Raw genomic sequence first — 15,098 nt, 5'->3', positions numbered from 1 at the left:
GTGAGTAAGTATTACTCATGGCTCGTTTCATCTTTACTTATTGTTTGTTTTTGATATAAACAAACGAAAAGGGCATATAGTATCAGTTTAACAAACTTTAACCTGAGACAAGAAATTGTCATCAGTCATCAGTAAAAAGGAAACAGAAAATAGAAATCTGCTGTATACATTCACTTTCCTTATTTCGCTTTTTCTAATGACGATTGACTTTTTCCTGATTTATTGCTTCAGGTAGAATTGTTTGTAGAATTCCATGTAAGTGAGAATGTTCTTGTCCTGCCTGAAAATCGCTTCATTTTCAGGAGTGATGACGAAATTACGGTAGTTGGCATCCTGAATAGGACCATAAACCTGTTGGTCAGTGGCAATTGCACGCAGATATTCCAGTCCGGATTTAGCGTTTGAAATACCTTCAACCTTTATCATCAGCCTGAAATCGTCGAGCATCGATGAGGTTACCTGTAGCGATTGCGATCCGTAATTTTTCTGGTTAAACTGCCGGATTGCTTCAACTAGCGCATCAGGTTTAGTTTCCTCCTTTGGAATGATCAGAACAAAGGACTGTATCCCTTCAGTCTTAGGGCTGAACGGTCCGTTGTAGGCAGGTTTCGCTTCCGATTGTTTATTTGAGCCGGCCCCAGAATCGATGTATTTAACCTTGAAGAAGTTCAGATATTCAGCAATCTTTCTCGTCTCGGTCAACTTTTTCAGGTTGGCATCAGTAATAATGAAATTACGATAGCCCAGCGTGTCAAGACTTTTGAAAAGTTTCCGGTTGGCAACTGTGTTTGTAAAGTAGTTGATTGCTTCGTTTTTTGTTTTAAACTTGCTGACAATCATCAACTGATAATCGGCAACCTGGCTTTGCCGAATCGAGAGATCGGCCTGCCGGAACTGGTCGCGATTATGGGTATTGAAACCAGCAATGGCCTGTTTCAGACTTGCCTTTGTGTTGTTTACAGCAACTACAAAATTCTGAGAACCCGATTCCACGTCCGAATAAATATCAAGTCCAGAGCCTGTTGGGGCAACGGAAACAAAGCTTCCCTTTTCTTTCAGCATTTCTTCCTCTTGCCGTGCTTTTGCCAGTAATTCTTCTGGTTCAGGAAGAAGTTCACCCGAGAAATCGCCGGTGATAAACTGGCTGTAATTTTTGATGAAGAATTTCAGGTATTCAGCGTAGTCTTTGTCGGCTGTAATTTCCCTGAAATTGGTTGAAGAAGCAATGAAATTAACGTACTTGATGTTTTTAAGCGCTTCGAAAACCTCTCTTTTTTTGATGATCGACCTGAAGTAGATTAATCCTTGTTCTTTATCGTTTAGCGATCGTACAAGCAAGAGCGTATTGTTGTTATTCAGATTTTGAGTTTCAATATCAAAATCAATTTTGGTGTAATGATCGATGTTGTAATTGGCCAAATCAAATTTCAGACGGTTTAGGTCAACTTTAGAATTTGTGGGGTAAGCAATCACAAAATAGTGCAATAAATCTTCGTCGTACGAGAATTTGCCCCCAAATTCATCAGAGCCTTTAGGGTTTGCCGACAACAGCTCAGGATTGTTGATTTTGTCGCTCAGGTAGCCCGATGCAACCAGTTTCTGGTAATCAACCAGCGTACTATCCTGAATCAATTTTAGGATTTTCTCGGCCAGCGGCTTTGGTTCGGCCTTTGGATATGAGCTTATGTATTCGGCCAGCATTTTGCCAAAAACATCCCTGGTCGATGCAGTTCCATCGGCAACAGTTTTGATGAATTTGACTTTTGGGATAAGCAAACTGTCAGGATTTAATGGCAGAATCTGATCGGTAATCTTGCCAGCCTCGGTATATTGGCCTTCTTTAAATTTCAGGAAAGCTTGCTGATAAAGTCGGTTCATGCTGTCGGACTTTGCTTCGAGCTCGATAAAGTAGTTCGGATTCAGCAGGTATTTGGCATATTTCGAATCCGGAAATTTAGAGGTAATCAGGTTTTTGTAATAATCAGCTTTTTCCTGATTGGCCTGTTTGGTGTATAAATCCCATAATTCGAACCACGACGAAAGTGCAAATAAATTCTCAGGATATCTTTTATTCAGATCTTCAAACGCTTCAATTGACCGGGGAAAGTCTGAAAAGTCGGTTTTGAAGATGCGTCCTTCGTTGAATAAGGCATTTCTGATTTTAGCATGCGAAACTTTCATCAGCGAATCGTTCACCGGCAGGTCCTGAGTGTAATATTCCCGGTTTTTCGGATCTTTTATCTTTTTGGATTGCCCAACATCGGTCAGGATCGAATCTTGTGCCTGTTCGGCCATTTCATCTGCAAAAGTACGTTTGTCAGCACGCCTCCAGCTATCTTCAAGTTTGCGTTTGCCCCACAGGCGTTCGAATTCAACCTTTCCGTAGGCAACAGTTGTCGGGTTATAAAAATACCACCCTGCACTTTGTTGTTGCTGACTTAACCCAAACCTGCTTTCGTTTTGCCTGAAATAACCACGATCCATCATTTGGTTTGCTTCGGCAAGCTTAGCCTTCGCTTCTTTTTCAACAACTTCAGCAATCCATTTGTCAATTAATTTGTTCCTTGATGGTTCGTCCATTTGAGCGATGCGCTGCAAACTGTCTTCTCTTTCAACAGCATAAATATTATCCGTCAACCGGGTCAAACTTTTGTGGCGGTCGGAGATTTGTTTGTAATTCGGATATTTTTCGTCAATAACAACCATGGCACTGTCGTAATAAGCTTGTGCCTTTTTATATTCAGGTTCTTCAAAATAAATCTGAGCCAGAGACAAGCACGAAAGAGCCCGCTGATAAAGATTATCAACACTCAAAGAAGCCGATTTGGTATATTCTTGCTTAGCCTGATCTTTTTTGCCCTCTTTCATTGAGATGTTTCCCATAGCGAAATAAATCTGGTCGCGAAACTCCAGATTCTTTTTATCGCGGAGCATTCTTCGCAATTCTTTTTTCAGTTTTTCTACATCACCAGTTCCGGTGAATGTTCCGGCAGCGCTAATTTGTGCATTGAACTCCATTTTATAGGGAGGATTCTTTCGGGCAACTTCCCTGAAAGTCTGAGATGCTTTTTCAGGGTTGCCAGTTTCCTGATACCATTGCGCCAAAATGAATTTGTAACGCAATTTTTCCAATTTCTGCGGAGTTTGTTTTACGGCTATCGATAGAAATGGAATTCCTTCAACATAGGAAAGCTGTCGGGCATAATAATCAGAGGTTGCTACCGCCAGTTCGCCCGATAATTTTTTCGGAAAATTCTCGTCTAATTGCAATTGCTGGATAATTTCAAAGGCTTCAACATATCTTCCCATTTCGGTGTAGCTCCTGATCAGCCAGACGTATGCAGTGTATCGTGAAGGATCATCTGGGAATTTCCGGACTACATAAGAGAAATTCTCGATGGCCGATGCAAAGTTGTGTTGATAAAAATAGGCTTTACCCATTAAGATATACGCATCATCGACCCAGTTGTTAAATTCATCGCGGCTGGCGAATTGGATGTATGCTTTACTCCTGTGCTTCCGGCGTTTAGGTTTTTTTGTAATCGAGTGCGACTGTATCAGCTTCGAGCCTTTCTGAATTGCATTTTCCATTTGAGAGGTGGCTGCTTTCCCAGTTGTTGGGTTGCTCGATTTGTACAAGGGAAGAACTTTCGAGTAGTCATCTTCAACCGAGTTATTGATCTTTTCAACTCCGGTTCTCAGGCTTTCCTTGCCATTGAAATATACATTGTAATGTGCTGTCAGGTTCTGATATGCGCGTGAAACAGCAGTATTTTTCTCTGTCGTACATCCGGCCAGAAAAAAAAGCACTGTAACTAAAAAAGACCTGTATAAATAGTGTTTGCCCAATAGTTGAAATTTGTTGACTTAAGGATAAACTGCCAAATTGGAATATTATTGTACGAAACTCCCTTGAAAATACTGGTTTATTCGTATTATTCATGGCATTTTTTTAAGCGTACAATATTACAAACTTTCAAAGAAACGAACATGTTGTTTCAGCCAGAAACACCATTTTTTATTACTTTCTGCGTCCATTTGAGTTTCCCGGTGAACATTGACGATTTCGTTTAATAAAAAGATCTGTTGGTGACCGACAAAATTTAGCTCGGGTCATTAATGAAAAATAATCTGTTTGCAGACCAGATACCCAAAAGAAAGACTTAAATTGGTGAACTTAATTATAGCTAATGCATAGGTGCATGATAAGAAACAAGTTGCGCTCAATTTTCAATCCTGATCAATTTCAGGGATGGAATCGCCGAAAAAGCTATTTTGAAGGTTGGTATTTTAAAGTGCTGAACGAAGATGAAACCAAAGCATTTGCAATTATACCGGGCATTGCAATTGACGATCAGGGAATGGCACAGGCGTTTATTCAGGTGCTCGATGGTAAAAAACAAACAGCCCGATATCATAAATTTGCCATTCAAGAGTTTTCGCCTTCACCTGATAAATTCAATATAGCCATTCAGCATAACCATTTTTCAATTCAATCAATTCATTTGGATTTGCCTGAATTGAAAGGCGAGCTTTACTTTTCGAATCCGGTACCTTGGCCTAATCATTGGTATTCGCCCGGAATTATGGGGCCATATACTTTTTTACCTCTAATGGAGTGTTACCACGGAATTGTAAGTATGGATCATACCATAACCGGCCATCTTATGGTGGAAGGCGAGAACCTTGATTTTACAAATGGCCGCGGATACATTGAAAAAGACTGGGGACAATCGTTTCCAAGTGCCTACATCTGGATGCAATCGAACCACTTTAGTCAGCAAGGAATATCAATTAAGGTATCGGTTGCTAAAATTCCATATCTGGGTTATTCATTTGTGGGGTTTATTGCCGGAGTTTGGCTTGGCGACCGATTGATCCAATTCACCACTTATAATCAAAGTTCAATCCTAAAATCGGTAATCAATTCTGAAAAAGTTGAATTGGTTTTGCAAAACAAAAACTATCGGCTTGAAATTCATGTTCGACGCGAAAAAGCAACCGCTTTGGCATCGCCAATTCTGGGATTGATGGATGGCCGCATTGAAGAAAGTATGAACGCCCAAATTGAAGTTTGCCTGATTGATCGGAAAACAGGCCATGCAATCTTCAATGATGTAGGCCGAAATGGCGGATTGGAAGTTGCCGGGAAGATTGAAGAAATTAGAATCCCATGATTTCCTGATTTGAAATGTCATACGAATCTCCAGTTTCATAAAAGTGTGAATACTGTAACTTTTTCAGAAAAAGATATAATGAGTATCTGATATCATGCCTAAATTCAAAATGGAGTCATTAAATGGTCATTAGTCGTCATTAATTGTAGCTCAAATGGCTGCCAATGACAATGAATGACAATTGAATGACGGTATTTTCCAGAGCAATTCTGTAAGGATAAGAATATTCATATAACATATACTATTGCACTGAATTTTGCTTTTACTTTGACTTATCAGGAACTATCTATCATGCAGTTTCGTATCTTGAGAAATCAGAATTGTATTGAATCAAAATAAATCACTTTTATCCTATAGATGAACCAGAATCAAAATCCGTATAAATTTGGAATTGCACTTAGCGGTGGTGGTGCTCGTGGCATTCTCCACATTGGTGTATTAGAGGCACTTCGGAAATATGGCATTCATCCTGAAATCATTTCAGGAACAAGTATGGGTGCTTTGGTTGGTGTTTTTTATGCTTCAGGAATGGAGCCTTTACAAATTCTTGACCTGGTAAAATCGAGTAAACTACATAAGATGATTAACTGGAAATTGCCGACCAGCGGATTACTCGACCTTAAAAAGGCTCGTTCTATACTTGAAAAAAACATTCCGGAAGATGATTTCTCAAGCCTTAAAAAGCCATTCTACTGCACCGTTTCGAATTTAAATTCCGGACTTACTGAAACAAAAAGTTCGGGGAAACTCTTTCAATGGGTATTGGCGTCGGCATCCATTCCGGTAATTTTTGAACCTCAGATGATTGACGGGACAACCTATGTTGATGGCGGTCTTTTCAATAATCTTCCGGCAGATTGTATCCGCAATCAATGTCGGTTTCTGATTGGCGTACACGTCAACCGCAATGGCCAGGAGGAAAATATTACCGGATTTAAATCTATTGCCGAGCGTACATTCAGGCTTATTTTTGCAAAGAATGTGCACGAAAGCCTTGCGATATGCGACTTTGTGATTGATCCTCCGCAAACCCGGCTGTTTAATACATTTGATTTTGGAAAAGCTGATGAAATTTTTAAAATTGGCTTTGATGAGACCGAACAACGGATTCTGGAATTAGCAGATCTGGTTGATTTGAATGGCATAATTCAGGAAAGGGCATACAGGATAATAAAAGATAATTAGTTCTCGTTTCTACTTTTAGATCAGATTGTTGAATATAAATTAAAAAGCTGATTATCTTTGTTACTAACGCCTAGACCAAATGTTTTTATTGAAATTTTTTATCAATCTAAATTTTATCCAATGAAAAAGTTATTATTTGTTTTATCAGTTGTGGTCTTAGTATCGTGTGGCCAGCACAAAAAAGAGATTGCCCGGATGCAGGCGAAACAAGACAGTATCGCTCAATTGGGTGTTCAAAAAGATAATTCTATTTTGGAGTATATCGGTGCGATGAATGAAATCCAATCGAACCTTGATTCGATTAAAACAATTGAAAAAATTGTTTCTGTGCAAACCGCTTCTGGTGCAGAGGTAAAAGCTGAAGCTAAAAAGCGTATTATTGAAGACATTGCTCAAATAAACAGCCTGCTTCAGAAAAACAAAGAGTTGGTGAAATCACTTCAGGGAAAACTTCGTAATTCGAACATGAAGATTGTGGAACTTGAAAAAATGATTGAATTACTCAACAAACAAATGGGTGATAAAGATGTAGAAATCGCCGGACTGAAACAGCAACTTGAAAAACTGAATTTTGATGTTGCCGGATTGAACCAGAAGGTTGAAACCATTACCAGAGAGAGTGAACAAACGATCAAAGAGAGGGATGATGTTATTGATACAAAGACAACCGAATTAAACACAGCCTATTATGCTTTTGGAACAAAAAAAGAATTGGAAGCTAAGAATGTAATTGAAAAAGAAGGTGGCGTTTTGGGTATGGGCAAAACATTGAAGCTGAAAAAGGATTTCAATCGCGATTTTTTCATGAAAATTGACATTCGCCAGTTTAACTCATTACCTTTGAACACCAAGAAAGCTAAATTAGTTACCTATCATCCTGACGGTTCATATCACATGGTTATGACTGATAAAAAAACAGTTGAAAGCATTGTTATCGACAAACCAGAAGAATTCTGGAAAGCTTCGAAATACATGCTGATCGTTGTTGAGTAAGAATAATCCTTATATAAAATACAAAAGAGGCTCCATTTGGAGCCTCTTTTGTATTTTATATAAGCGTAGAATTGTTTGAATAAGCAGGAGGCGGGCAACAGAAAATGTAGTTTGTAATTGAATTTATAAGTTTGATATTAAATTAGTTAGTTTAATTAAATAGCATTTGAACCACCTCCATAAATCTAGTGTTGAATAATTTTTAGCGCTGCAAGTTTATTCAAATATCTCATCAAAGTAGCACTTTGATACTTTTTACTGCTTATTCTGGTAAATTGATCACAAAAGTGTTTGCATTATGACAAAGTTCATCTTTTCAAAAAATTAATATAGCTTTCTTTGAAAATGTGAATGAGTTACGTTTAAATGAATCCTCATTATTTTGGTGCTTTTTCTTTGGATGATTTGCGATCAATTGATTTATTTGCTTAACAACATAAATTGAGTTTAAATGATAGTAAGATCAAATTTTTACTATTTTTTTAGTTTAGTGGCCATAAGGCTCGCTTATATTATCGGTTAATTAATGAATCTTTCAAATAATGGCTTAGTAGCAAAGTATTTTTAATCGAAACTGTTTAATTTAAAATAATTTTCTATGAAAAAAATCGTGTTATTGTTTGCATTCTTTGCAATTGGTTTGCAGGTCCTCATGGCTCAAACCAAGGAGCTCTCAGGCTCGGTAACCTCTGCCGATGATGGAGGTGCTATTCCTGGAGTATCGGTTTCAGTAAAAGGAACAACATTAGGAACCATCACCGATATGAATGGTGTGTTCGGACTTAAAGTTCCTCAAGATGCCAAAGCTCTTGTTTTTAGTTTTGTTGGTATGAAATCTCAGGAGGTCGCTATTGGCAACCAAACAAAAATTAATGTTAAGATGGCTTCTGAAAGCATTTCGGTTGATGAAGTTGTCGTTACCGGGTTAGGTATTTCTCGCGAGCAAAAATCGCTTGGATATAGTGTTACCAATGTAAAATCGGAAGCTATCACTAAAGGCGGTCAAATGAACCTGACAAGTTCTCTGACAGGGAAAGTGGCTGGGGTGCAGGTTAACCAGTTTGGGGGTGCCGTTGGCGCTTCTTCCCGCATTTCAATCCGTGGTAATTCGTCATTTAGCGCTGATCAACAGCCTTTGATTGTTGTTGACGGTGTCCCTATTTCTAACAGTTCAAACCGCTCCGGAGATAATACTTATAACGGTGTTGACTATGGTTCGGGACTAAACGACATTAACCCTCAGGATATTGAATCGGTAACTGTTCTGAAAGGTGGATCCGCTGCAATCTATGGGATGTTAGCAGGTAAAGGTGTAATTTTGATTACAACCAAATCAGGTAAAGGAAAAGAGGGTGTAACGGTTTCTTATGACGGTGATATTACTGTTGATCGTGTATCGACTTTGCCTAAATTGCAAAATTCATATGGTCAAGGCTATGGTGGTGATGAATCGCATTGGAAAGCCGACGGAGGTACGTTATCTTATCAGGATTTTGCTCAGGAAAATGCTTTTTCGTGGGTTGATGGATCGAACGGAGTAAATGATTTTTACGATGAATCATGGGGACCTCGCCTGGATGTGGGACTTAAGCTTCCTCAGTATGATAGCCCTGTAGTTAATGGCGTGCGTCAGGCAACTGATTGGGTATCGAGACCAAACAATGTGAAAGACTTTTTTCAAACAGGTTATTCGCAAAATCATACCATATCTGTTCAGTCACAGTCAGCTAAGAGCAATACACGTGCTTCGCTATCGTACCGGAATCAAACAGGAACAGTACCAAATACTGACCAGAGACGGTATAGTGGACAATTTAATACCGACATGAAATTGAACGATTATTTTACTATTGACATGAGTGCAAATTATACACGTACAGAAAGTGATAACTTGCTCGGTCAGGGATATGGAAGTAATAACCCTATTAACGGTTTATTGGTATGGTCGGGACGCCAGATTAACATGAATACTCTGAAAGCCAACTGGGATGAAAAAGATGCTGCTGGTGAGTATACTTACTATAACTGGAACACGAATTATCATATGAATCCATATTTTAATGTATATAAAAATACCAATAGCCTCTTGCGAGATCGCCTTTTTGCTAAATCATCGCTATTCTTTCAACCGATCAAAAGCCTGAAATTCGAAGGTCGTTTAGGTTTTGATACTTATAGTATGAAGTCTTTTGAACGTCATTATTTTGATCATGGCGATTATCCTGAAGGAGGATTTGACCAACGTACTTATAAGAATTCGGAATTGAATATGGATTTTATTGCCTCTTTTAATCAAGTATATGGCGATTTCAACGTTTCTTTGGTTGCTGGTGCAAACTATCGTAACGTTGTTTATGAATACGACAGGTCAGGAGCCAATGCCTTGACTGTTCCTGGTGTTTATACTTTGTCGAACATGTCTGGGACACCAATCGGGGAGATGGATCACAGTCATACACGGTCAAACTCTGTATATTCAACCGGTTCTTTTGGTTGGAAACACCAGCTTTACCTTGACATGAGCGCCCGTAACGACTGGAGCTCAACAATTAACGATTCTTTCTTCTATCCTTCTGCCAGTTTAAGTTGGTTACCAACCGAATCATTTAAGGGATTAAAGAACGATGTTTTATCGTTCCTGAAGCTACGTGGAGGATGGGCTCAAATTGGCTCGGCAACCACTGCTTATCGTAATCGCGCATACTATTATTCCGAAAGCAGTTCTTTCAAAGGAGTTGCTCAGATGTATAAGAGTTATACTTACCCCAACGAAGGATTACGCCCCGAAAGCGTTAAAACCTGGGAAGTTGGAGTCGAAGCAGGATTCTTTGATGATCGCTTACACGCTGATGTGGCTTATTACAACAAGAAAACCGAAGATCAGATTATGAATGTTTCTACCTCCAATGTGGTAGGATTTTCAGCAATGACGTTAAATGCCGGTAAAATTGTGTCTAAGGGGATCGAAGTACAGTTACGTGCCGACGTCATTCGTAGAAAAGAAGGTCTGAACTGGACGAGTACTCTGAATTATTCCAGAGACAGGAGTAAAGTATTGGAATTGGCTCCCGCTTTCCCTGCCTTAAAATCGTACCAATTGGGTTGGACCTGGGGTATTGCGAATCAGGCTATTGCTGGTGAACCTTGGGGTGTGCTTGTAGGTACCGGATATGCACGTACTGAAGATGGCGCAATAAAAGTCAACAGCAGCGGATTGATTTCAACTGAGTCGAGCAAAAAAATAGGTTATGCTGCCCCTGATTACTTAGCTGGTTGGAGAAACGACTTTACTTTCAAGAATTTTTCTTTAGGGGTTTTTCTTGATCTTCGAATTGGCGGTGATATCTGGTCACAGTCGATGAGCCACAGTTATGCAGCAGGAACTGCAGCCGAAACAGTAAAAAATGGTGTTCGTGAACACGCTATTGTTGCAGGAAAAGATGTGATGACAAACGAACGATTTGTGATGAAAGACGCCAGCGGAAACTGGGTAACCAATACTATCGAAACCGACGCACAAACTTGGTTTGAAAGTGGCGGCGTAGCCGAAATGTATATATTTGATGGTTCTTTCCTGAAACTGCGTGAAATAAATGTTTCTTACAATGTTCCTAAATCACTGCTTTCAAAAATTAAATACGTTAGTAACGCTACCGTTTCTGTGATTGGTTCAAACTTAGCGTTGTTATGGGTAGACAAATCAAACACCTTGCGTCTTGATCCTGAAGCTGGTGGTGTTTCCAGTGATACTCGTGGAGTTGGTTTCGAGCAGGCATCGGTTCCGGCTTCCCGCAGTTTTGGTCTTAAATTAAATCTTACTTTCTAATAAACGAGGAGATATAAATATGAAAATAAATATAATTAAGTGGCTGAGCCTTTCGCTTCTAACTGCTACATTAATAACAGGGTGTACAAAAACCTTTGATGAGATCAATACTGATCCGGATGCGCTTTCTACGGTGCCAGCAACGAATATACTTGGAGATGTATTGCGTACGACCACCACTCAGCAGGGTGGCGACATGGATGGTTACGGTACCTTTGCAGGGTACATTGTAAAAATTCAATATCTCGACGATTTGAGTGGCCTTATTCCTAGCAATAATACATACGGGAATCGCTGGAATAACTGTTATTGGGGAAATACACAATTGAATACGCTGCTTGAAAACACTGAAGCTGCGGCCGATGGAAATAAAAACATTCGTTGGGCAGCCAGGATCTGGAAAAATTACTTATGGTTTTACGCGTTAGATTCATGGGGCGATATTCCTTATTCTGAAGCTTTGAGGGGGGAAACCAGCAAAGGAGGAATTTTACTCTCGAAATACGACAATCAGAAAGATATCTATACGGATGTTTTGGCCAATATGAAGACAATTGCCGATGAAATGGCTGTCGGTGGTGGTACTGATAAAATCGGAGCCGGAGACTTTCTCTTTAGTGGCAGTGTTGCTAAATGGCAGAAATTTTGTAACTCAATCAGGCTGCGTGCTGCAATGCGCATCTCAGCTGTTGCCCCTGCTTTGGCCAAACAAACCATCGAAGAGATCTGTGGCAACCCTACCAAATACCCGTTAATTGAGACCAACGATGATAATGCTTATTTCTTTTGGCAAGGTTCTTCTCCCTATTTCGAACCTTGGTACGACAACAAACGTACCCGGGATGATCATGGATTGTCTGACATTTTCATCAATCATCTTCTAGATACGAACGATCCACGTATTTCGGCTATTGCCAAACCAGCAACCAAAGATGATACTTATCGCGGATTTCAAAATGGAGCCGCTGCACAACCTCAGCTCAATACCATTTCGCGAATTGGTGCGATATATCGCGATAATCCTTCTGGATTCACACCATACTATAAATCATGTGAAACATTCTTTATCAAAGCTGAAGCTGCGATGTTGGGTTACAATGTGGGCATTACTGCTGCAGATGCTTATGACAAGGCAGTTCGCTTGTCAATGGCTAGCAATAACATCTCAAATGACCTAACCGATGCTTATTTGGCCGGAAAAGGGAAATGGGATAACACAAAAGCCAGAATATGGTGGGAACAGTGGGTTGCCTTGTTTAAAGAAAACCACGAAGCATGGTGTTTGTATCGCAGAACAGGGGTTCCTACAACCAATTATGTATCACTTCGTTCGATATACGGAACTACTCATACTGATCAACCATTCCGTTTACCTTATCCGCAAAACCAGTACCTTTATAATAAAGCTCAGCTTGATTTAGCGGTAGCATCTCAGGGGATAGTAGATTATTGCTGGGGAAAACAGTTGTGGTGGGATACCCGCACTGGTGTTAAATAATTGAAACAATACTATGAGAATACAATTGAGGCTGCCTTGTTTAGGCAGCCTCAATTTTTTTGTATAAAGTTTATTATCGGCTGAACATTAGCCTTTTCCCTTGTATTCCCGAAATAATGTCGCCATTGGCGTAAATCAGGTTGCCATTGACAAATGTTGCTGTAACCTGATGAGAAAATTCTTGACCTTCGAATGGTGACCAACCGCATTTATAGAGGATATTTTCTGGCGAAACGATCCACGATTGGTTAGGATCAACCAGAACCAGATCGGCATAATATCCTTCGCGAATATATCCCCGACGATCAATCCGGAACAAATCGGCAGGAGCATGACACATTTTTTCAATCACTCGTTCTAGGGGAATGAACCCTTTTCGGCTCATTTCGAGCATTGCAGTCAATGAGTGCTGAACAAGTGGCCCGCCCGATGGCGCCTTAAAGTATGAATGTTCTTTTTCCTGAAGGGTGTGCGGCGCATGATCGGTAGCTATAACATCAATTTTGTCGGTAAGCAGCGCTTCCCAAAGGGCAGCTTTATCAGCAGCCGACTTGATTGCCGGATTCCACTTAATCAGGTTTCCTTTTGAAATGTAGTCGTGTTCGTCGAACCACAAATGATGCACGCAAACTTCGGCTGTAATGTGTTTGTCGGCGACCTTTCCTGAGCTAAAAAGTTTCATTTCCTCAGCAGTTGAAAGGTGCAAAACATGAAGGCGTGTTCCGAATTTGGTCGCGAGTTCAACTGCTTTTGCCGACGATTTAAAACAAGCCTCGGCACTTCGTATTTTAGGATGCGCTGAAATCGGAACAAATTCTCCGTATTTTTCGCGATAGAGTGCTGTATTCCGGATAATTGTTGGTTCGTCTTCGCAATGGGTAGCAACCAGCAATTTGGTATTCCTGAATATTTCAGAAAGAACCTCTTCATTGTCAACAAGCATATTTCCTGTTGAAGAGCCCATGAAAATTTTGATTCCGCAAACTTTGGAACCATCGGTTTTTAGCACTTCGTCCAGATTATCGTTGGTAGCACCCATGTAAAATGAATAGTTTGCTGCTGAAACTTCAGCTGCACGCTTATATTTTTCTTCAAGTATTTCCTGGGTTACTGCCTGTGGATTGGTGTTGGGCATTTCCATGAAAGACGTTACACCTCCGGCAACGGCAGCTCTTGATTCGGTAGCAATTTCGCCTTTATGAGTCAGTCCGGGTTCGCGAAAGTGAACCTGATCATCAATTGCTCCCGGAATCAGGTATTGACCTGCTACATCAATAACAGCAGCGCCTTTTATCAGTTGTTCCGCTATGTCGTTATTGTGAAAGATCCTGGAAATAAGCTCTCCATCAATCAGAACAGCTCCGTCGAAAATCTGTCCTTCGTTGATGATTCTGGCATTTTTAATGAGTGTCTTCATATTTGGGTTTTTCTTATTCGGTGCAATACAATCAAATTTACTGAATATATAAACAAAAAGACCGCGGTTGCGGTCTTAAAATTAGCTTATTTTTCTTGTCTGGGTTAATCCATTTTTTCATAGTGGGTAAACCAGCTTCTGATTTTCATTTTTAATACGCCCCAAAGTGCTTCGTTGAAAATGCCACCACTCATTTTTGACGCTCCTTGTGTCCGGTCTTTAAAGATGATGGGGACTTCAACAATTTTAAATCCATGCTTCCAGGTTTTAAATTTCATTTCAATCTGAAATCCATAGCCTTTTAGCCGAATGTTATCAAAATCAATGGTTTCCAGTACTTTGCGGTGGTAGCATTTGAATCCGGCAGTAGTGTCCATAATTTTCATTCGGGTAATGGAACGGACGTAAACCGAAGCCATATACGACATCAGTACCCTTCCCAATGGCCAGTTTACAACATTGATACCTGTTATGTATCGCGATCCGATAGCCAGACTTGCCTGGTGCCCGACACATTCGGCATATAATCTTTCAAGATCCTTCGGATTGTGCGAGAAATCGCAATCCATTTCAAAAATATAATCGTATGGCCGTTCCAATGCCCAGTGAAATCCAGCAAGGTAGGCTTTACCCAGTCCCTCTTTACCAGCTCTTTTCAGAATGTGAAGCTTGTCCGGGAATTCAGGCATTAATCGCTCAACAATGGCAGCAGTTCCGTCTGGCGAATTATCGTCGATAATTAAAATTTCAAAAAGAGTTTTCAAGGAAAAAACCTTTCGAATCATTCGTTCGACATTCTCCTTTTCGTTATAAGTTGGAATTAAAACCAGATTGTGATGCACGCTTGCTGTTTTATGATTTTGCTACGAAAATACTGCTTTTTACGAAGCTTAATCTGTATTAAACAAATCATTAACATTTTTTAGTGTATTTTGCTTCGGTTCGTTTCATAAAGACTTAATCTTCGGATGTAGTTTGTCCTTTTTTTGATAATAATAAACG

The 15,098-nt window shown here is 39.9% G+C and carries 8 protein-coding genes; 5 read left to right on the top strand and 3 right to left on the bottom strand.

Going from position 1 to position 15,098, the window contains the following annotated elements:
• Positions 1 to 219: 219 nt before the first annotated feature.
• Complete coding sequence (porW, locus tag AQPE_RS08375) at positions 220 to 3,849, bottom strand: type IX secretion system periplasmic lipoprotein PorW/SprE (RefSeq protein WP_318350606.1); 3,630 nt, start codon at positions 3,847 to 3,849, stop codon at positions 220 to 222.
• 353 nt (positions 3,850 to 4,202) lie between these two features.
• On the opposite strand from porW, the gene AQPE_RS08370 reads away from it, so the two are divergent.
• The 5 genes from AQPE_RS08370 to AQPE_RS08350 all read left to right on the top strand — a co-directional run bounded on the left by AQPE_RS08370 (position 4,203) and on the right by AQPE_RS08350 (position 12,679).
• Positions 4,203 to 5,177, top strand: coding sequence for a tocopherol cyclase family protein (locus tag AQPE_RS08370; RefSeq protein WP_318350605.1), 975 nt, complete (start codon positions 4,203 to 4,205; stop codon positions 5,175 to 5,177).
• A 357-nt stretch (positions 5,178 to 5,534) separates the two neighbouring features.
• Positions 5,535 to 6,362: a patatin-like phospholipase family protein gene (locus AQPE_RS08365; RefSeq protein ID WP_318350604.1), complete on the top strand. Its 828-nt coding sequence runs from the start codon at positions 5,535 to 5,537 to the stop codon at positions 6,360 to 6,362.
• A gap of 120 nt (positions 6,363 to 6,482) precedes the next feature.
• Positions 6,483 to 7,355 carry a Cbp1 family collagen-binding glycoprotein adhesin gene (locus tag AQPE_RS08360; protein ID WP_318350603.1) on the top strand — a complete coding sequence of 291 codons (873 nt, stop codon included), beginning with the start codon at positions 6,483 to 6,485 and terminating at the stop codon, positions 7,353 to 7,355.
• Between the two features lie 598 nt (positions 7,356 to 7,953).
• Positions 7,954 to 11,181: a SusC/RagA family TonB-linked outer membrane protein gene (locus AQPE_RS08355; protein WP_318350602.1), complete on the top strand. Its 3,228-nt coding sequence runs from the start codon at positions 7,954 to 7,956 to the stop codon at positions 11,179 to 11,181.
• Between the two features lie 19 nt (positions 11,182 to 11,200).
• Positions 11,201 to 12,679, top strand: coding sequence for a SusD/RagB family nutrient-binding outer membrane lipoprotein (locus AQPE_RS08350; protein ID WP_318350601.1), 1,479 nt, complete (start codon positions 11,201 to 11,203; stop codon positions 12,677 to 12,679).
• Between the two features lie 73 nt (positions 12,680 to 12,752).
• On the opposite strand, the gene AQPE_RS08345 is transcribed toward AQPE_RS08350, so the two are convergent.
• Together AQPE_RS08345 and AQPE_RS08340 are read right to left on the bottom strand one after the other, a co-directional pair.
• Positions 12,753 to 14,096, bottom strand: coding sequence for a dihydroorotase (locus tag AQPE_RS08345; RefSeq protein WP_318350600.1), 1,344 nt, complete (start codon positions 14,094 to 14,096; stop codon positions 12,753 to 12,755).
• A 104-nt stretch (positions 14,097 to 14,200) separates the two neighbouring features.
• Positions 14,201 to 14,938, bottom strand: a complete 738-nt coding sequence (locus AQPE_RS08340; RefSeq protein ID WP_318350599.1) for a polyprenol monophosphomannose synthase — start codon at positions 14,936 to 14,938, stop codon at positions 14,201 to 14,203.
• Positions 14,939 to 15,098 lie beyond the last annotated feature (160 nt).

It is taken from the genome of Aquipluma nitroreducens, from assembly GCF_009689585.1.
GTDB lineage: Bacteria > Bacteroidota > Bacteroidia > Bacteroidales > Prolixibacteraceae > Aquipluma > Aquipluma nitroreducens.
The sequence above is the reverse complement of the archived record's forward strand: the minus strand, read 5'-3'. Positions and strand labels throughout refer to the sequence as shown.

Bases quoted from the DNA above. Each gene is read 5' to 3' on its own strand.
- AQPE_RS08370 (WP_318350605.1), top strand. From the start codon at position 4,203: ATGATAAGAAACAAGTTGCGCTCAATTTTCAATCCTGATCAATTTCAG.
- AQPE_RS08365 (WP_318350604.1), top strand. From the start codon at position 5,535: ATGAACCAGAATCAAAATCCGTATAAATTTGGAATTGCACTTAGCGGT.
- AQPE_RS08360 (WP_318350603.1), top strand. From the start codon at position 6,483: ATGAAAAAGTTATTATTTGTTTTATCAGTTGTGGTCTTAGTATCGTGT.
- AQPE_RS08355 (WP_318350602.1), top strand. From the start codon at position 7,954: ATGAAAAAAATCGTGTTATTGTTTGCATTCTTTGCAATTGGTTTGCAG.
- AQPE_RS08350 (WP_318350601.1), top strand. From the start codon at position 11,201: ATGAAAATAAATATAATTAAGTGGCTGAGCCTTTCGCTTCTAACTGCT.
- AQPE_RS08345 (WP_318350600.1), bottom strand. From the start codon at position 14,096: ATGAAGACACTCATTAAAAATGCCAGAATCATCAACGAAGGACAGATT.